Origin of the sequence: Gracilibacillus salinarum (assembly GCF_022919575.1) — a bacterium.
In the GTDB taxonomy this organism is placed as follows: Bacteria; Bacillota; Bacilli; order Bacillales; family Amphibacillaceae; genus Gracilibacillus; species Gracilibacillus salinarum.
Map to the genome: position 1 here is coordinate 820108 of NZ_CP095071.1, position 19887 is coordinate 839994.

The 19887-nt window shown below is 39.3% G+C and carries 17 protein-coding genes, 1 other RNA gene and 2 other annotated features; of the genes, 3 read left to right on the forward strand and 15 right to left on the reverse strand.

Going from position 1 to position 19887, the window contains the following annotated elements:
• Positions 1-14 precede the first annotated feature (14 nt).
• The 11 genes from MUN87_RS04170 to cymR all read right to left on the reverse strand — a co-directional run bounded on the left by MUN87_RS04170 (position 15) and on the right by cymR (position 11896).
• Positions 15-299, reverse strand: a complete 285-nt coding sequence (locus tag MUN87_RS04170; RefSeq protein ID WP_244746425.1) for a DUF1292 domain-containing protein — start codon at positions 297-299, stop codon at positions 15-17.
• Between the two features lie 13 nt (positions 300-312).
• Positions 313-732: a Holliday junction resolvase RuvX gene (gene ruvX, locus MUN87_RS04175; RefSeq protein WP_244746426.1), complete on the reverse strand. Its 420-nt coding sequence runs from the start codon at positions 730-732 to the stop codon at positions 313-315.
• Entirely contained in the window at positions 732-995 is a 264-nt protein-coding gene (locus tag MUN87_RS04180) for an IreB family regulatory phosphoprotein (protein ID WP_244746427.1), read from the reverse strand. Before MUN87_RS04180 ends, ruvX begins: the two co-directional genes overlap by 1 nt.
• Positions 996-1071: 76 nt before the next feature.
• On the reverse strand, positions 1072-3702 hold the full coding sequence (gene alaS, locus MUN87_RS04185) for an alanine--tRNA ligase (RefSeq protein ID WP_244746428.1): 2631 nt from the start codon (positions 3700-3702) through the stop codon (positions 1072-1074).
• Positions 3703-3783: 81 nt separating this feature from the next.
• Positions 3784-3993: a binding site (T-box leader), on the reverse strand.
• Between the two features lie 38 nt (positions 3994-4031).
• On the reverse strand, positions 4032-5102 hold the full coding sequence (locus MUN87_RS04190) for an AI-2E family transporter (RefSeq protein ID WP_244746429.1): 1071 nt from the start codon (positions 5100-5102) through the stop codon (positions 4032-4034).
• A 5-nt stretch (positions 5103-5107) separates the two neighbouring features.
• Positions 5108-5296, reverse strand: a complete 189-nt coding sequence (locus MUN87_RS04195; RefSeq protein WP_244746430.1) for a YrzR-like zinc ribbon domain — start codon at positions 5294-5296, stop codon at positions 5108-5110.
• Positions 5297-5526: 230 nt separating this feature from the next.
• Complete coding sequence (recD2, locus tag MUN87_RS04200; protein WP_244746431.1) at positions 5527-7893, reverse strand: SF1B family DNA helicase RecD2; 2367 nt, start codon at positions 7891-7893, stop codon at positions 5527-5529.
• Positions 7894-7909: 16 nt separating this feature from the next.
• On the reverse strand, positions 7910-8575 hold the full coding sequence (locus MUN87_RS04205; RefSeq protein ID WP_244746432.1) for a tetratricopeptide repeat protein: 666 nt from the start codon (positions 8573-8575) through the stop codon (positions 7910-7912).
• 617 nt (positions 8576-9192) lie between these two features.
• Positions 9193-10302, reverse strand: coding sequence for a tRNA 2-thiouridine(34) synthase MnmA (gene mnmA, locus MUN87_RS04210; RefSeq protein WP_244746433.1), 1110 nt, complete (start codon positions 10300-10302; stop codon positions 9193-9195).
• A gap of 12 nt (positions 10303-10314) precedes the next feature.
• Positions 10315-11457: a cysteine desulfurase family protein gene (locus MUN87_RS04215; RefSeq protein WP_244746434.1), complete on the reverse strand. Its 1143-nt coding sequence runs from the start codon at positions 11455-11457 to the stop codon at positions 10315-10317.
• Between the two features lie 19 nt (positions 11458-11476).
• Positions 11477-11896 carry a cysteine metabolism transcriptional regulator CymR gene (cymR, locus tag MUN87_RS04220; protein ID WP_244746435.1) on the reverse strand — a complete coding sequence of 140 codons (420 nt, stop codon included), beginning with the start codon at positions 11894-11896 and terminating at the stop codon, positions 11477-11479.
• Between the two features lie 189 nt (positions 11897-12085).
• Between cymR and MUN87_RS04225 the strand changes: the two genes are divergently transcribed.
• Complete coding sequence (locus MUN87_RS04225) at positions 12086-13348, forward strand: replication-associated recombination protein A (protein WP_244747873.1); 1263 nt, start codon at positions 12086-12088, stop codon at positions 13346-13348.
• 104 nt (positions 13349-13452) lie between these two features.
• Positions 13453-14175 (forward strand): RsfA family transcriptional regulator, encoded by a 723-nt coding sequence (locus MUN87_RS04230; RefSeq protein ID WP_244746436.1) that lies wholly within the window; start codon positions 13453-13455, stop codon positions 14173-14175.
• A gap of 540 nt (positions 14176-14715) precedes the next feature.
• Here MUN87_RS04230 and ssrS read toward each other — a convergent pair.
• The 4 genes from ssrS to MUN87_RS04250 form a co-directional block, all read right to left on the reverse strand.
• Positions 14716-14910: non-coding RNA, 6S RNA (ssrS, locus tag MUN87_RS04235), on the reverse strand.
• Positions 14911-14981: 71 nt separating this feature from the next.
• Complete coding sequence (gene aspS, locus MUN87_RS04240; protein ID WP_244746437.1) at positions 14982-16733, reverse strand: aspartate--tRNA ligase; 1752 nt, start codon at positions 16731-16733, stop codon at positions 14982-14984.
• An 11-nt stretch (positions 16734-16744) separates the two neighbouring features.
• Entirely contained in the window at positions 16745-18013 is a 1269-nt protein-coding gene (gene hisS, locus MUN87_RS04245; RefSeq protein WP_244747874.1) for a histidine--tRNA ligase, read from the reverse strand.
• A gap of 142 nt (positions 18014-18155) precedes the next feature.
• Positions 18156-18376: a binding site (T-box leader), on the reverse strand.
• 64 nt (positions 18377-18440) lie between these two features.
• Positions 18441-18608 carry a hypothetical protein gene (locus MUN87_RS04250; RefSeq protein WP_244746438.1) on the reverse strand — a complete coding sequence of 56 codons (168 nt, stop codon included), beginning with the start codon at positions 18606-18608 and terminating at the stop codon, positions 18441-18443.
• A 112-nt stretch (positions 18609-18720) separates the two neighbouring features.
• Here MUN87_RS04250 and MUN87_RS04255 point away from each other — a divergent pair, with 112 nt between their 5' ends.
• Entirely contained in the window at positions 18721-19647 is a 927-nt protein-coding gene (locus MUN87_RS04255; protein ID WP_244746439.1) for an N-acetylmuramoyl-L-alanine amidase, read from the forward strand.
• Positions 19648-19887 lie beyond the last annotated feature (240 nt).

Here is a 19887-nt window from a genome sequence, read left to right on the forward strand (position 1 = left end):
TCAGGTTTTTTTGCTTATTCGGTTAAGTCTTCGTCTGCGATCGTGTTAAGTACTTCTTCTACCATATCCCATTCTTCATCTGATTCGATTTGGAATAATGCCAGATCATCTTCGTTGTCATTTTCCTCATAGCGGAAAGCAAAGACTTCCACTTCTTCGTCTTCTTTCTGGTCTGCCGGTACTACAGCTACATATGACTGTTCTGTTTCGTCCACGTCAAAGGTAAACAACACTTCAAATAAATGCTCTTCACCATTCTCATCTGGTATAATAATTCGTTCTTTTTCTTCTAGTGCCAATTGCCTTCCTCCCTTATGGTTGACTGTCCAGGTAGCCTTGTAAAATCATTACAGCGGCCATTTTGTCTATCACTTTTTTTCGTTTGGAACGACTGACGTCTGCTTCTAACAGCACCTTTTCGGCAGCCATTGTCGTCAGGCGTTCATCCCACATTACAATTTGCAAGGAAAAAGTGGATTCTAAAAACGCTGCAAATTCTTGGGAAGCTTCACCACGAAAACCGATGGAACCATCCATGTTCTTCGGTAAGCCAACTACCGCTTTCTCAATAGTATGGTCATCAATTAACTGTTTAAACGTTTCTTGTACAGATTGGAAGTCAGGCTCATTCCAATAGATGGTCTTCAATCCTTGAGCCGTCCACCCTAGTGCATCACTAATGGCCACTCCAATCGTTTTGGAACCTACATCTAATCCTAATACTTTACTCATTATTTTTTGTTCGCGCTGATGTAATATTTGACCAGCTCTTCAATGATTTCATCGCGCTCAATTCTCCTTATTAAATTGCGTGCATCCTTGTGTCTTGGAATATATGCTGGATCCCCGGATAATAAGTATCCAACAATTTGATTGATCGGATGGTACCCCTTTTCTTCCAGAGCATGATAAACTACCAATAACACTTCTTCAACATTCTGTTCAATGGGTTCTTCTGAAAAATCAAATTTCATTGTCTTGTCCATTCCATCCATGGAAGCACCCCCAATTAAAATTCAACGTTTGATTGTATCTTTCTATTATACCGGTTATTATTAAAAATTTCCAAAATTATAGTGCTGTTTGGACATATTTTTCTACATAACCTAATGCATCTGCCAATTTGCTGGCGTCTTTACCCCCAGCTTGTGCCATGTCTGGACGACCTCCGCCGCCCCCACCACAGATTTGTGCGGTTTCTTTTATTAAATTTCCAGCATGGTATCCTTCGCTAACAAGGTCTTTCGTCACACCAGAAGCAAGCTGTACTTTGTCATTATTAACTGCTGCAAGCAAAATAATACCAGATTCAAGCTTCTGTTTCATATCATCTACCATTTGGCGTAATTGATTCATATCACTTACATCGACTTTTTTAGCTAAATATTGAACACCATTTACTTCTTTTACATCATCAAGAATAGAAGATGCCTCGTATTGCGATAATTTAGCGCGCAACGACTCTACTTGACGCTGTTGCTCCTTCATTTCTTTGAAAACCTGGTCGATTCGTTCTGGTACCTGATCTTCTTTCGTTTTTAATTGGGTAGCGGCTGTCTGTAATAGCTGATGCTTCCCATTAACAAATTGATAAGCGCCTTTAGCCGTGACAGCTTCAATTCTGCGAGTTCCTGCGCCAATACCAGATTCTGATACAATTTTAAATAGCCCGATTTCTGCAGTATTATTGACGTGGCATCCCCCACATAATTCCAGACTATATTCACCCATCTGAACGACACGAACAACATCACCATACTTTTCACCAAATAGTGCCGTTGCACCCATTTCTTTCGCTTCACTGAGTGATTTGTTACTAATCGATACAGGAATGGAATTCCAAATTTTTTCATTTACAATCTGCTCAATCTCAATGATCTCTTGCTCTGTAATAGCACCGAAATGAGAGAAGTCAAATCGTAACCGTTCACCAGCTACCAATGAACCTGCCTGATTGACATGGTCCCCTAATACATCCTTGAGTGCTTGGTGTAACAAGTGAGTAGCGGAGTGATTTTTTATAATATATTGACGGGATGTCTGATCGACTTTTGCATGAACCGTTTGTCCATTAGAAAGTGTACCTTGTATCATCACACGATGAAGGTTTTGTCCGTTTGGAGCTTTTTGTACATCTAATACTTCTGCTTGGCCATTCGTAAATGTCAGCAAGCCTTTATCCGCAATTTGTCCACCGCTTTCTGCATAGAACGGTGTGTTTTCTAATATAAGATATGCTTCGCCGTCAGAGGCTTCAGAAACTAAATCCTTGCCAGTAACAAGTGCAATGACTTTCGTCTCCACTTTTAACTGATCGTATCCTACAAATTGGCTTTCTGCATCAATATCACTTAGTACACTATCTTGAATTTGCATTGAATCTACTTTTTGACGAGCATTTCGTGCACGATCCCGTTGTTTTTTCATTTCGTTCTCAAATGCTTGTTCATCAATTGTAAAACCAGCTTCGTCCACGTATTCCTCCGTCAACTCTTTCGGGAATCCATAAGTATCGTATAGACGAAACACCTCTTCACCTGGAAAAACAGTACTTCCTTTTGTTTTTTCCTGTTCGACAATCTGATTTAAAATATGCAACCCATCCTGTAACGTTTCATGGAATCGCTCTTCTTCTGTTTTGATTACATTCTGGATAAAATCGCCTTTCTTTTTCACATCAGGATAGAATGCTTCCATAATGGAACCAACTGTCGGAACAAGTTTAAACATAAATGGCTTGTCAATGCCAATTTGTTTCGCATAACGGACCGCCCGTCGTAATAAACGACGCAATACATAGCCGCGTCCCTCATTAGAAGGCAGTGCACCATCACTGACTGCGAACGATACGGTACGAATATGGTCTGCGATTACCTTAAACGAAACATCTGTATCGACTTGTTCGAGATAGCTCGTATTCGCATATTTTTCCGTTTCTTTAATAATAGGCAAGAACAAATCTGTTTCAAAATTAGTTTTGGTCTGTTGTATAACACTGACAAGACGTTCCAGTCCCATACCGGTATCAATATTTTTCTTCGGTAATGGTGTATACGTATCATCCGGATTATGGTTAAATTCGGAGAATACCAGATTCCAAATTTCCAGATAGCGTTCGTTCTCTCCACCAGGATAAAGTTCAGGATCGCTTATATCATTACCATATGATTCGCCACGGTCATAGAAGATTTCCGTATTCGGTCCACTAGGTCCTTCACCAATATCCCAGAAATTCTCCTCAAGTCGAATAATACGATCTTCTGGCAAACCAATCTTATCTTTCCATAATAAGTATGCTTCTTCATCTTCCGGGTGAACAGTAACGGATAATTTCGCCTGGTCAAAGCCGATCCATTTTTCACTGGTCAAAAATTCCCAAGCGAATTCGATTGCTTCTTCTTTGAAATAATCACCAATCGAGAAGTTCCCTAACATTTCAAAGAATGTGTGATGACGTGCTGTGTAGCCGACGTTGGTAATATCATTGGTACGAATAGACTTTTGCGCATTTGTAATACGCGGATTTTGTGGTACTACTCTGCCATCAAAATACTTTTTTAATGTTGCTACTCCACTGTTGATCCACAATAATGTAGGATCATCTTTCGGTACTAATGACGCGCTTGGTTCAACGCCATGTCCTTTTTCCTTAAAAAAGTCTAAGAACATTTGACGAACCTCAGCAGATGTTAATTGCTTCATAGTGAAACCTCCTATAATAAATATATCCAGGTGCAGACCCGGTATTGATATGCATAAAAAAACTCCCATCCCTGCCTTAATAGCAGGGACGAGAGTTGATTCCGCGGTACCACCCTAATTATAGTCTAAAAAAGACTATCTCTTGAACATCAGTAACGGTGATGTAACCGGCAGAGATTAACTGCACTTCAAACTAGCTTCCCAGATCATTGCATGCAGGATCACTTTCAGCCTAGGTTCTCCCTCTCTTCGACATGGTTATCTGGTACTCATGTTTTTCAACGTATTTTGATTATTTACTTCGCTAGCATATTATAGAAAACTTTTTACTATCTGTCAATCGCTTTTACTTGTCTATAAATCATTGGTATTGCTACCCTGCCGACGGCTAAAAGTGGAACAGCCAGAATCATGCCGACCACACCAACTGTTTTAGCAGCAATAAATAACGTCAAGATAATGTAAATAGGGTGAATATGAATGCTTTTCCCTACTATAAACGGAGACAGCAAATTGCCTTCTAACACTTGGACAACCATCACTGCCAGTACGACGTATAATACTTTTTCGGTAGAAATAGTAAAAGCAATCAGTACAGCTGGTATCGCTCCGATAATTGGACCGAAGTATGGTATGAAATTGGTGAAACCGATGATAGTTGCCAACACAACTGTATAACTCATACCGATCCACTTTAATAGAAAATAACTGACAAGTCCTACCAGAAAACAAACTAATATTTGACCACGAATATATTGACCTAAACTTTCTTCCATATCTCTGGCTAATGTTTTGGTAAACACCTGCCAGCGTGATGGAACCAGTTTTAGTATGCTTTTCTGTATGGGGCGGTAATCTTTCAAGAAATAAAATGCTAGAATCGGGATAACTGCCAGCATGACAAACATATCAAAAAGCATCGGAATGTTTTTTAACAGACTCGTAATTCTTTCACCGATAGATGTCTCAAGGGTTTGAAAGAATTGGTCTAAATTATCATGAAACCCTTCAGGCATAAAGGAAGTCTGGTCATATAACCCATAAATGAATGAACGATATGCATCTACATATGTGGGCAGATTCTGCTGAATATCCTGAATCTGTTTCATCCAGGCAGGAAAAGACCGATAGACTCCATATCCGACCAGACCGAAAAATAACAGGTAAATGCACACAATCGCAACGGGTCTTGGTATATGCCAGCTATGGATCTTTTCAACAAGTGGATGTAACAAATAAGCAATCAGACCTGCTATTAAAAATGGTGTCAACACATGAAACGCAATGATTAATACATTTTTATAAAAAGGAAAGAGAATATACATTAAGTATAAAAACAATACAGCCAAACATAAAATGACGAGTCTTAGCGCAATACTGACTTTTTTCTGATTAGTCATCACCGTTAACCTTCTACCCGTCGTTCCTCATCTGAAAATAAATCGTCTAAAGAACTTAAAGTACCATCCATTTCAACCTCATGTAAATGCATCATGTTATTCTGAACAGATAATTCGATATAACAATCCCAGCAATAATATTGCTCCGGACCAATAATTCCAATATTTTTACTGCGACAATTCGGACATCTCACAAACTTTCCCTCACTTTATCATTTTTATCTGTCAGCCTGTCCAACTTTGAGGGAAATATACATGAAATTGACTGAAATTTATCAAGGCGCTAACCTCCCGTAATACCCCTACTTCATGATTCAAGAGATAAATAAGAAGCTAAGGGGGGATAAACGGACGATAACTTCCTGATAAATTTCGCTAGCAATCAGTGTGGGAGGGCAAAACCCCCACTGATTGCAGTCTCACTTTATACCATAAAATCATAAGGTGAGAAATCTTCCTGTCCGACTTCTACTGAAAGTAACCATTCATCTGCAGACATTTTTTCCTTTTGCTGTTCACTTTTCACTTCTTTAACTTGAAAGAGTTCATGCAAGAATGGTACAAGGTTGGTGTAGCGCTTATTAGTGTCTTCCGTGTGAACTCCTTTTAGAAATGCTTGCTTATCTCCACACATCACCAAGGACTGTTTTGCTCGGGTGATACCTGTGTACAGCAGATTCTTGCGCAGCATCCGATTATATCCTGCAATCACTGGCATAATAACAATTTGGAATTCACTGCCTTGTGACTTATGAATCGAGGTACAGTACGCATGCATTAAATTCATTAAGTCCGGCTTCGCATAAGCAACTTCTTTTTCATCGAAACTGACAACTACCTGCTCTTCTTGATCCACATTTTCATCTTTTTCAAAAATGGCAACAACTTCACCAATATCGCCATTGAATACACCGTCTTCTGCTTGATTCACCAACTGGATGACTTTGTCACCTTTTCGGAAAACAGTATCGCCGAAAGCCATCTCTCTTCTTCCCTGCTGGCGAGGATTCAGAATCGCTTGTAATTCCTCATTTAACCTGTGAATTCCAGCTTTTGAACGGTACATTGGCGCTAGAACTTGTATCTGTCGTTGGTCTACACCTTTATCATACGCTTTTTTGACCACTTGTTTTACAATATCAATTACCTGATAATCTGGACAGGAAAAAAAGTTAAAATCATTTGCCTTCGATAAAGTAGTTGATTCCACTTGATTATTTTTTATTTCATGCGCTAGTTGAATAATTTTGGAGCCCTCTTTTTGACGGTAAACTTCTTTTAAACTGATAGAAGCTACGACACTGCTTTTTAATAAATCAGCAAGTACCTGACCAGGTCCGACCGAAGGCAACTGGTCCTCATCCCCTACAATGATAACTTGCATGTCATCAGGAATGGCACGAAACAACTGATAAGCGAGCCAAATATCTACCATTGAAAATTCATCTATCACAATTATTTTTCCTGCCAACTGGTTATTTTCATCTTTTTCGAACGATTCTTGACCATCCCATCCTAATAATCGGTGAATCGTCACACTATCAATTCCCGTTGATTCTTTCATTCTTTTGGCTGCTCTGCCGGTCGGTGCTGTAAGAACGAATGGAAAATCTTCGTCTTCCTTGTAATCATCTTTATCCAACGATAAGTCATGAATATCTGCATACGCATTTATAATACCTTTTATAACAGTCGTCTTACCTGTACCTGGACCTCCTGTCAGAATAAAAATCTTCTCAGATAATGCCGTTTCCAATGCTTGATATTGTTCTTTTCCATAGCTTAAAGTTTCTTCTTCTTCAATGGAACCTACTATTTTCAGCAGTTCTGCATCGGTAAAAGTTCGTTCCTGCTTTTTGTCTGCAATCCGTTTTACTTGTGCACAAAATCCAGTCTCAGAATAATACAAGGACGGCATATATGCATGCTGGTCAGATACTATAATTTCTTTTTCTTTATTAAGTTCAACGATCTGGGCAGTCATTTTGTCAACATCGATGGCATTCGCTTCGCCATCCAACAGTTGATCCATTTCATACAATAAGCGATCCAACGGCAAATAAGCATGTCCATCTTGCACGCTATTCTGCAGTATATAAACACAAGCTGCTTGTAACCTCGTCGGATGATCATTAGAAATTTCATTTTGCCTGGCGATCTGGTCCGCTCTAAGAAACCCAAAGTGCTCTACTTGAAACACAAATTGATAAGGATTCGTTTTTAATGTATCCAAGGTTTCCTCTTTAAAAGCAGTATACATTTTTTGCGCCATTTTCAAACCAAAACCATATTTTGAAAGTTCAACAACGATACCTTCGAAACCTTGATTTTCTTGTAAAATCTGATGAATTTTCTTTTGTTTTTCTTCTGGTATACCTTTTACTTTGCGAAGGACCTTCTGATCATTCAAAATCATCGACAACGCAGTCTCGCCTAACGTGTCTACGATTCGTTCTGCTGTTTTCTTCCCGACACCAGGAAACAGATCACTAGATAGGTATGCCACAATACCTTCTTTTGATTGAGGTAAAAAGCGTTGATAACTTTCAACCTGAAATTGACGACCAAACCGTTTATGGTCAACCACTCGTCCATAAAATTCATATGTTTCTCCTGGGTCTAGTCGTCGAAAATAACCTTTAACCACAATCTCATTCTCATCGAAGGACTGATTCGTTTCGAGAACCTTAATCTTTGCAATGGAGAAGTGCTCTTGTTTGTTTTCAAAGATCGTATGAATCATCTCACCTTTGATGAAATTTTTTTCTTCTACTGCCTGTTCATTCTCCATTCCAAAGCCTCCTAGCTTATTGGTTATCTTCTAGCATGATCTCGATTTGCTTTTTGCCGTTTCCTGCTAACAAATGATCTGGCTGAATTTCTAAAGCCTTATCAAAGTGGACTATTGCCTGGTCTATATTTTCTTCGAATAAAGAAATAACACCTAAATTATAATGGGCATCACTGTGTACTTCTTGTATTTCGAGCACTTGATTGAATACTTCTTTTGCACGATCCAATTGTTGAGTTTGTGCTAATGCCAATCCATATTGAAATTGCACATCTGCATCATCAGGGTTCAATTCACTGGCCCGTTGTAAATATGGCAAAGATAATTTGAATTGTTCATCATATAAGAAGGTCATCCCTAACATAAAGTATGGATCAGCTTCCTCCAATCCAAGATTGATCGCTTTTTGAAAGCTTTTTTTGGCTTTTTCGAATTCATCCTGTTCAAAGTAGACGTTGCCTAATCCGTAATAAGCCGTTGCCGCCTCTTGATCTAATTCTGTACCTTTCAGATAAAAGCGCTCTGCACGTTGATAGTCTTTCATATGTAAAAGCAGATTTCCAAAGTTGATATAGTGTACCGGGTTCTTTGGATCTTGCTCAATGGCATCGGTAAAATATTGTGCTGCCTCTTCCAATTTTCCTTCTTTCATATATTGAATACCTTGATCGATTTCAGTCATTTGATTACCTCCTGTTGTTATTTTAGCTCACTCATGAAGTGAAGTGCAACAAACCTGTTAAAATATGTTCTGCGCACGAGTAATTTTCGTAAGTGCTGCATACTTCTTATAATACTGATTATGTTAACGATGCATCCATTTTGAAATGCAGTTAGAGGTATGATGTCGCTCAGGCCAACCACGGAGACTCCTACAGGAACAGCACGGGCTGAAGGTCCACTTTGTCTGTGCCTGTGTCTACAAGTATCGCTTCGAAGTAAGCTTCCGCGACACAAGGCAACAGGCAAGAAATTCAGGTAGCGGCCTAGCTGAAACCGTGCTTGCGAACGCGGAGTTGTTGGTTGGAGCGATTTACTAGCACAATATAAACACGAAGCAGCTAACATAATCCGTATTAAAGAAAGTTATATACTACTAACAAATATAGATTATGTAAACATTTGAGTTATCCCCTCCCTTGCTACCTGCTAGCAGATTGGCACAAGGATGGTTTTCTTCATCTGTATTATCATCAGTTTAACTGTTCATGGGCAATATGTAATTCTGTAGATTTTTCCTCATGAATTATCTTTATTGATAACAAAAGGAGACAGCAATTTTTATGCTGTCTCAATTAGCTACCCTACATAATCTAAATATTGATCATTTTTAATGACGTCGTTAATCGTTCCGCCACCGAGACAAACTTCGTCTTGATAAAAGACGACTGCTTGTCCGGGGGTGATAGCACGTTCTGCATTATCGAACACCACTTTTACACTGCCATCATCATTCGGGTAAACCGTTACACCTGTATCTTTTTGGCGGTAGCGGAATTTAGCCGTACAATGGAAAGGCTCAGCGGGAGTCTGATTAATCCAATTCATATCTGTAGCGATTAGTGCATCAGAATACAAGGCATCATTATGATACTCGGCACCTACATAGAGAACATTTTCTTTAAGATCCTTGCCTACCACAAACCATGGCCCGCCTGGTCCGCCAATACCGAGCCCTTGACGTTGTCCGATTGTATAATACATTAAGCCGTCATGATCACCTTTTATTTGGCCATCGAGAGTCATGATCTTACCAGGTTGTGCAGGTAAATATTCGCTGAGAAATTCTTTGAAATTTCGTTCCCCTATAAAACAAATACCTGTACTGTCTTTTTTGTTTGCAGTTGCTAAATCATTTTCTTTCGCAATGCGTCGAACTTCTGATTTCGGCAGATGTCCTAACGGAAACATTACTTTGCTTAACACATCTTCTGACAGCTGATTAAGAAAATAGGTCTGATCTTTGTTATCATCGACACCACGAAGCATTTCCACACGATCACCGCTACGTCTCACTTGTGCATAGTGACCTGTTGCCACATAATCAGCACCGAGTGAAAGCGCATGGTCAAGAAATGCTTTAAATTTAATCTCTTTATTACACATGACATCGGGATTCGGTGTTCTGCCTGCTTTATATTCGTCCAAGAAATAGGTAAAGACTTTATCCCAATATTGTTTTTCAAAATTCACCGCATAGTACGGAATATCAAGCTGGTTACAAACACGTACCACATCATCAAAATCTTCTGTTGCAGTACATACTCCAAACTCATCGGTGTCGTCCCAGTTTTTCATGAATATGCCAACCACATCGTATCCTTGTTCTTTGAGCAGTAAGGCAGTTACAGATGAATCCACTCCCCCACTCATTCCAACAATTACGCGTGTATCTTCGTTGCTTTTCATTATATCACTACCTTAATCAGTTAATCTTCTTACAATGTTCGCAACGATTTCCGCTGCCTCTTTTACATTGTCCGTATTATTAGCTAGTCCAAAACTAAAACGTATGGAATTAGTTGTACATGCATTCTCTTCACTGTACATGGCACTTAATACATGTGATGGTTCTACGGATCCAGCTGTACAAGCACTTCCGCTTGATGCTGCCACACCACTTAAGTCAAAATTCGTTAACAATGCTTCCACATTTGCTCCCGGAAAACTGATATTCATTATACTAGGTACCCTGTCGCTGTTTTCACCGTTTATCGCGTGCGAAACATGGTGATCTCTTAATGTTTGTAAAAATACATTCTGATATTCCTCATATTGCTGAATACGAGCTTCTCGCTCGTGTTGCGCTAAACGAATTGCTTCAGCAAATCCAGTAATTGCTGCTACATTCTCCGTCCCTGCTCTACGTTTACGTTCTTGTTCACCGCCATGTTGCAAGGCTTGCATAGTGGTATCAGGGTCAATATATAAGAAACCAAGTCCCTTTGGTCCGTTGATTTTATGGGAAGAAACACTTAATAAATCCAAGTGCAATGCTTCTACATCAATCGGTAAGAGACCATAAGCCTGCACCGCATCGGTATGGAAATATGCCTGGTGTGATGCTAATAATTCGCCAATTTCTTGAATTGGCTGGATCACACCAGTTTCATTGTTTACCATCATAATTGATACTAATATCGTATCTTCGCGCAACGCTCTTCGGACTTGTTCCAGATCAATAACTCCATGTTCATTGACGTCCAAATAAGTCGCTTCAAAACCAAACCGCTCCAAATTCTCCACGGTATGCAGAGTCGCATGGTGTTCGATTTTAGTTGTTATAATATGCTTTCCTTTGTGACGATTCGCCATGGCAACACCAGTTATAGCCATATTATCGGCCTCTGTGCCTCCACTTGTAAAAACAATATCCTTTTCAGAAGCGTTGATTGACTTTGCTGCAACGGACCGAGCTTTGTCTAATTCCTGCCTCGCTTTTCTTCCATAAGAATGAACACTGGAAGGATTTCCAAAATTCGACTTTAAACTTGCAGTCATCACTTCGACTACTTCCGGATGTACTGGAGTTGTTGCTGCATGGTCTAAATAGATAGCTTTCATAGCCATTTCATCCTTTACATTAAATATAGAACATATATGGGTCCTGTACACCTTTTTCACCATATGTGGACAGGTCTTCTAATGTAGTTGTATCAAGCACATCTTTTACAGCGTCACGGATTCTGATCCACAGTTCTTGCTTTGCAGGTTCTTCATCTTCAATTCCCTCGACGGGAGTAATTGGGCCTTCCAGAATTCGAATTATGTCTCCTGCAGTTATTTCTGCAGGTTCTTTTGCCAATACATAACCACCATATGCTCCGCGAATACTCTTTACAAGACTTGCATTTCGTAATGGTGCTACTAATTGCTCCAGATAATGTTCTGATAGATTATTTTCCTTCGCAATACTTTTTAATGACATTGGCCCATTACCAGCGTTCTTTGCTAATTCAATCATAATTGTTAAACCATATCTGCCTTTTGTTGATATTTTCATGGTTTCACCTCATTTTTTCCGTTCGAAATATCTATATACAACATTTGTTATTAGTTGTTATTATAGCATGAATGATATACTAATTTAAGAGTAATCATAGCAAGTTACTTGTCATTACATACTTGCCTATATTAAAAAAGCAAAACAAAAATGTCAAGATGCTTGCTTGCAACGGTGAAAGGATGATAGCTGATGAATCAACCTCTTGCTTTTCGGATGAGGCCAAAAAATATAGAAGAAGTTATTGGACAACAACATTTAGTTGGAGAGGGACAAATGATCAGGCGAATGGTCGAAGCAAACCGAATCCACTCCATGGTACTATACGGACCACCCGGTACTGGTAAAACGTCGATGGCGATCGGAATTGCAAATAGCTTAGGAATCCGTTACAAACTGTTAAATGCCGCCATTGATAAGAAAAAAGACATGCAAATCGCAGTAGAAGAAGCCAAAATGTCAGGCCAGCTTGTTGTGATATTGGACGAGGTCCATAGACTTGATAAGGCAAAACAAGACTTCCTATTGCCTCATGTAGAGTCAAACCTGATTACATTAATTGGATGTACTACAGAAAACCCTTATCACTCCATAAATCCCGCGGTGCGCAGTCGGTCTCATATATTTGAGCTCTATCGTCTCGAGCCTGACGATATTAAGGAAGCATTGGAACGAGCCATTTCTGATACAGAAAATGGTTTAGGAGAAATGGCGTTAACGGTTGAAAGTGCCGCGTTGGAACATTTCGCCAATGCGTGTAACGGTGATTTACGTGCAGCCATGAACGGATTGGAGCTTGCGGCATATTCCACTCCAAAAAATGGCGAGACGATTGTTATCGATCTCGCCAATGCTGAAGCTTGTATGCAAAAAAAGAGCTTCTCTCATGACAAAGGCGGGGATGCGCATTACGATGTTTTATCCGCCTTTCAGAAGTCCATTCGAGGCAGTGATGTCGATGCTGCTCTCCATTATCTAGCTCGTTTGATAGAAGCAGGTGATTTAGAAAGCATCGCCAGAAGAATGCTTGTTTGTGCCTATGAAGATATTGGTTTAGCCAATCCTCAAGCTGGTCAGCGTACATTAGCGGCAGTCGAAACGGCAGAACGCGTAGGTTTTCCCGAAGCAAGAATTCCCCTGTCTGTTGCAATCGTAGAACTTTGCCTGTCTCCTAAATCAAACAGTGCTTACGTTGCACTTGATGCGGCGTTACATGATTTGCGAAGTGGCAATACCGGTGAAATACCTGACCATCTGAAGGATGCACACTATAAAGGTGCTGCACATCTAGGCAGAGGTGTGGACTATAAATATCCTCATGCCTATGAAGGTGGATGGGTGAAGCAACAATATTTACCAGATAAAATCAAGCATAAAACGTATTATCAGCCAAAAGAAACTGGTAAATTTGAGAAAAATCTACAACAAATATACCAAAAAATTAAAAAGTAGTGTTTAATATTCTTATTTTCTGGTCAAACTAGCAGATAAATCAACACATTTTGTTCGATTATCAATCTATTAAAAAAATGCCAGAGAATAAGGAGTGGACATAAATGGCGAAAGTAAGACAAGATGCCTGGTCACATGAAGATGATTTATTATTAGCAGAAACAGTATTACGACATATCCGCGAAGGGGGTACACAACTGCAGGCTTTTGATGAAGTTGGTGATAAACTGAATCGTACTTCTGCAGCTTGTGGCTTTCGCTGGAATGCAGAGGTTCGTCAAAACTATGAACAAGCAGTCCAAATTGCGAAGAAACAACGTAAAGATAGAAAACGAGCTCTTGCCAGTCAAAATACTGGATTCTCCACAACAAGACCCGCATCTGCAAGTTTACCAAAAGAAGAGAAGCCGAAATCAATTGAGGAAGAAGTCTATTCCTTGCTCAATTGGACTTCAAACCGCAGTGAACCTGAACCTCAACCTCAGTCAGTAACAGAAAACTATCAAGAAGAATACAGTTTAAATCTTGACCAGGTGATTCGCTACTTACAGTACCTTAAGAAAGAGCAGAAAATGGCACAATCTTCTCATCTTAACCAGCAAAAAGTAGCAGAAGAGAATAATCAACTTATGTTGCAACTGCAGCAGGAACAAAAAAGAAGCAGCCAGCTAGAGAAAGAGCTTATCACAATGAAGGAAGATTACCAAGCGTTTATGCAAATTGTGGAACGCGCCAGAAAAATGGTAGTATTTGATGAAGAAGATTCACAGCCAGTGCCAAAATTCAGAATGGACAAAAACGGAAATCTTGAAAAAGTAGCAAAATAAAACGAAAACCGGTCATAAAAACCGGTTTTTTATATTTCAAGGGATATACTCTATTGCTATAAAAAAGTATATTCATACAGTGGTTTCTAATAATACAGATTATGTAAAGACATTGTGATATTTTTGATAGATTTCATGTGCTCTAATAATTGCCCTGCAGAACGCGAAGTGGTTAAACGAATCGGTAGCCCCGCACTAAAGCTAGACATAATCTATATTAAGCAGTTGTATATTATTTTGCTAGTTAAACAGGTGGACTTTCCCGGTTTTTCTTAATTAAATAAGAGAACTGTTTACTAAAATAGACTGATAGCTAGCGTTTATACAAAACAAAAAATTCAGTTTTTCTTTTAATCTAATTTTATAAAAATTGCATCTTCCTACGTGCTTAGAACAATTGCTATTAGCTGTTTCTAACGTTGTAGCATCTTCCTATAAGCATTTTTCTCGATTTTTATGTGCAACTTAGCAGCTCCATACCTTTCCTATGCAGAAAAGGGAGACACCTTTACAGGTATCTCCCCTTTTTCATTTACATTCGACAATCCCAATCGTGCCGTCATTTAGCAAGAAGTTTTGATCCCGCTCATGGCAGGTGGGTGCCCTGTCTCATACTTCATGCTTCCGCAATTAACAGTAAGTAAGCGGCATGCACACCATATGAGAACACCGGGCTCCCGTAGTTAATGGTGTTCGGTCAAAACATCATTAAGATGACGAACACATCAGGATTGTTTTTATTATAGTTAAATCATAGCATAGCATTTCGACAAATTCAAGCGTATTTGTTTACAAGATCTTTACATTTATTTTAATTTTAAATGTAATTCATTTAATTGCTTGACATCTACTGCATTTGGTGCATCTGTCATCGGATCTGAAGCAGATGCAGTCTTAGGGAACAATATTGTATCACGTAAATTGGTGCGGCCTGCCAGCAACATGATAAGACGGTCAAAACCAAAAGCAATTCCTCCATGTGGCGGTGCACCAAATTCCAATGCATCCAATAAGAAGCCAAACTGTTCCTCTGCTTCTTCTTTTGTGAAGCCCAGTTTTTCAAACATTTGATTTTGCATCTCACGTTGATAAATACGTAGAGAACCGCCACCTAATTCATAACCATTCAATACTAAGTCATACGCTTGTGCACGTACATCAGCTGGGTCTGTATCCAATTTCTCAAAATCAGATTCAAACGGCATTGTAAATGGATGGTGGGCTGCATGATAACGTCCTGCTTCTTCATCATATTCTAATAATGGCCAGTCCGTTACCCATAGAAATTCAAACTTACTCTCATCAATCAACTGATGATCTTTTGCTAATTTAATTCGTAATGCACCTAACGTATCATACACGACTTGCTTTGTATCCGCAACAAAGAATAACAAATCACCAGAGTTTGCATCTAATAAACGACGGAATTGTGCTTGTTCTTCACTTGAGAAGAATTTTGCTATAGGTCCGACTAATGACTCTTCTTCTACTTTTAACCATGCTAATCCTTTAGCACCGTAAATTTTTGCGAAGTCCGTCATATTATCAAGGTCTTTACGAGAATATTGATCTGCTTTCGCCTTTAAGTTGATCGCACTGACTTTGCCACCTTCTTCTACTGCTTGACGGAACACTTTAAAACCAGATTCCTTAACAACTTCAGATAAATTAACTAATTCCATTTCAAAACGAACATCCGGTTTATCAGAACCAAATCGTTCCATGGCTTCATCATAAGGAAGACGTTGGAATGGTGTTTCGATGTCCAGACCTTTTACATCCTTCATCACTTTCTTCATCATTCGTTCGGTCATAGTCAAAATATCTTCCATAGACATAAAAGATGTCTCGATATCAATTTGGGTAAATTCTGGCTGACGATCTGCTCGCAAATCTTCATCACGGAAACAACGTGCAAACTGATAATATTTCTCAAATCCCGCAACCATTAACAATTGCTTAAATAGTTGTGGTGATTGTGGTAAAGCATAGAAATAGCCTTCATGTACACGACTTGGCACTAAATAATCACGTGCGCCTTCCGGTGTACTTTTTGTTAACATTGGCGTTTCCATTTCCAAAAATGATTCACTATTTAAGAACGAGCGAATCGATTGAGTCGCCTGATGACGTAACTTAAACGTTTCTTGCATTACCTCACGACGTAAATCTAAATAACGGTATTTTAGACGTATATCTTCTGACACATCCAATTCATCTGTTAAGGAGAATGGCGGTGTTTTTGCTTCATTTAAAACCGTGATTTCACTAACGATGACTTCAATATCACCTGTATCAATTTTAGGATTAATCGTTTCTGATTCTCTCTCAACGACTTCCCCTTTCACTTCAATTACATATTCACTGCGAACACTATCGGCAATGGCGTGTAATTCTTTTCCATGCTCTGCATTGAATACAATTTGGACAACACCAGATCGATCTCGCAGATCAATGAAAATGATTTCTCCAAGGTCACGTCGTTTCTGTACCCAACCTTTTAAAAGTACTTCTTGATTAATATGTTCTTTTCTTAATGTTCCTGCTAACGTACGCATGATAATCCCCCTTATAATAAAGCCTGTAGATGTTCGGTTACATTCGCTAAAGCTACAGATTTCTGGTCACCTGTTTCCATATCTTTTACAGAAATTTGCTCAGTAGCTAATTCTTCGTCACCTAACACCAGTACATATTTGGCAGCTAAACGATCCGCTGTTTTAAATTGACCTTTAAACTTCTTACCTTGATAATCTTTATCTGCTTGGATCCCTGCTTGACGCAAGTCATTTACTATAGCTGCTGCTTTTAAGCTTGCTTCCTCACCTAGTGATACCACATAGCAATCCAGACGCTCGTCAATTGGAAGTGCTACTTTTTCCGCTTCTAATGCCATTAGCAGACGCTCAATACTCATTGCAAAACCAATCCCAGGTGATTCCGGGCCACCTAAATCCTGTACTAATCCGTTATAGCGTCCACCACCAGATAGTGTGGTAATCGCTCCAAAACCTTCTGCATTGCTCATAATTTCAAAAGCCGTGTGATTATAATAGTCCAAGCCACGAACTAAGTTTGGATCAACCTCATAATCAATCCCCATGGTATCCAGATAAGCCTTAACTTTGTCAAAATAAGATCGGGACTCTTCATTCAAATAAGAAAGAATAGAAGGTGCGTCATGCATTTTCGGGTGCTCACGATCTTTCTTACAATCTAAAACACGTAATGGATTCTTCTCGAGACGTTGTTGACAGTCATCACAGAGTTCATCTTTAACAGGTGAAAAGTGATCGACTAACGCTTGACGGTGATTCTCTCTACTTTCCTGATCTCCTAATGAATTAAGTACTAGCTTTAATGAGCGTAAACCTAAAGATTGATAAGCATGCATAGCAAGCGAGATAACTTCTGCATCAATCGCAGGATCCGCACTCCCTATTGCTTCCACACCAAACTGGACAAACTGTCTCATTCTACCTTGTTGAGGTCTTTCGTATCGGAACATTGGGCCAATATAGAACAATTTAGTCGGCTGGTTAGGTGAACCAAACAGCTTGTGTTCTACGAAAGACCGGACAACTGATGCTGTTCCCTCTGGACGTAATGTTATGCTGCGATCTCCTTTATCGAGAAAGGTGTACATTTCCTTTTGCACAATATCTGTTGTATCTCCTACACCACGCTGGAATAATTCCGTGTGCTCAAAAATGGGTGTGCGAATTTCTTTGTAGTGATAGTTGTTGCTGATTTCTTTTAATTTTTCTTCCACGTATTGCCACTTTTCAGATACACCTGGTAATAAATCTTGCGTTCCTCTCGGTGCCTTCACTGCAATTCCCCCTAACATATTCAATAAAAAAGACTTATCAGAATGTTACCGCCTATATAATCATTAGCTTAGTCAAACTATCCTAAGCATGGAAGTATGACGGACGATATAAGTCCACGATAAATACAAAAAAACCCCCATCCCTATAGAAAGGGACGAGAGTTACCCGTGTTGCCACCCTAGTTGAAGTACATCTTCATACTTCCACTCGAACAGTTAACGCCTGTTACACGTTTATACTTACTTTATTCAGTACAAAGCCTCCGGAATGTCTTTCACAAGAGTCATATAGCGAGAATTCTCTCAGCCTTCGGAATTCTCTCTCTAACCTACTGTAGTCTCTGTTACTTTTTCCCTCTTGGGCTATCTTGTATTCACGATTATTGTTTAAGAATGATTATATCATAATCTTTAGTCAATTACTTTGTCAAGTTTATTTTCGAATTTTCGGCATTCTCTGTGTTTTGTGTAACGGAATATGGAATTGCTCGGCGATTTCTGTTTGATAATGACGGACTTGCCATTCCGTCATCTGCTGCATACTCCGGAGAAACTGCTTTTCTGTTACAGAATGTCTGTTAAAATTATCATTTGTTCGCATTTTTACCGTCCTTTTTTACATTTATGACTGATATAGGGTATGATAAAGTGAGAATAACATCATTGTCGAATACCCCATTGCTAAATACTACCGATCGAAAGAGGGAAAGTCTTTGAAAAAACTATTAATCCTAACGATGCTTAGTATTATTGTTATTTTCTCTATGTCTTACATACTTTATGCAAACGATGCCGAAATTGATGGTGAAAATTTAAATGTTCGAACCGGTCCAGGTACTGACTATGAAGTGATAACACAAGTAAATGCTCCCGAAACATACCCGATCCTGCAACAAGAGGGTGATTGGGTGCAGATTGATCTTGGTGATCAACAAGGTTGGATTCACCAGGACTACATGAATGAAATAACTGCTTCATCAGAACAGGCAGAAGAAGAATCGGAAGTAACGGATCAAGAACCGCAACAGGAGAACACAGTGACTTCATCAAATGAGGATGAGGAGGACGTAATGCCGGTTGCCAGCACATACAGCGGCAAAGGATTATCAGGAAAAATTATTGTTCTGGATCCAGGTCATGGAGGTAGAGATGTAGGAGCGATTGGTGTATCTGGCGCTTATGAGAGTCACTATACCTTACGAACCGCTCACATTCTCCAAGAATTGTTAGAGCAATATGGCGCGAAAGTGTATTTAACAAGGGATCAGGACAGGTATGTTCCACTATCAAGCAGGACTACCTTTGCCAATTTAAAAGAAGCGGATGTCTTTCTCAGTATCCATTACAACAGTACACCAGAATTACCTGAAGTAACGGGAATCGACACGTATTATTATTCAGAACGTGACAGAAAACTAGCCAATTATGTTCACCAGAATATGGTTTCAGCATCAGGGATGGATGATCGTGGTTTCCAACAAAGAGATTTGCAAGTATTACGAATTAACCATCGACCATCCGTATTGCTTGAGTTAGGGTTTGTTTCTAATGAGGAAGAAGAAAAGAAAGTGCAGTCAAGGGCTTATTTAGAATCTGTCAGCAGAGGCATTATCAATGGATTGCAGTTATATTTTCAGTAGCCGCGGAGCTTAGTATTCATTTTGAAAGGATTCATGTCGTGGCATACGCTTAAAAACATGTGAAAATGACCTCTTAGCTGATTGACATACTTCATTTTATAAGAACCAACTTGTTCAGCATAATTACTTCTATGACTGTACTTATATACTTTCTTCACTGATAAGAAAAACCGGGCATAAACCTACAGTCCTAATTGACTTAATTAATAAACAACTTCCAATAATATGGATTATGTAAAC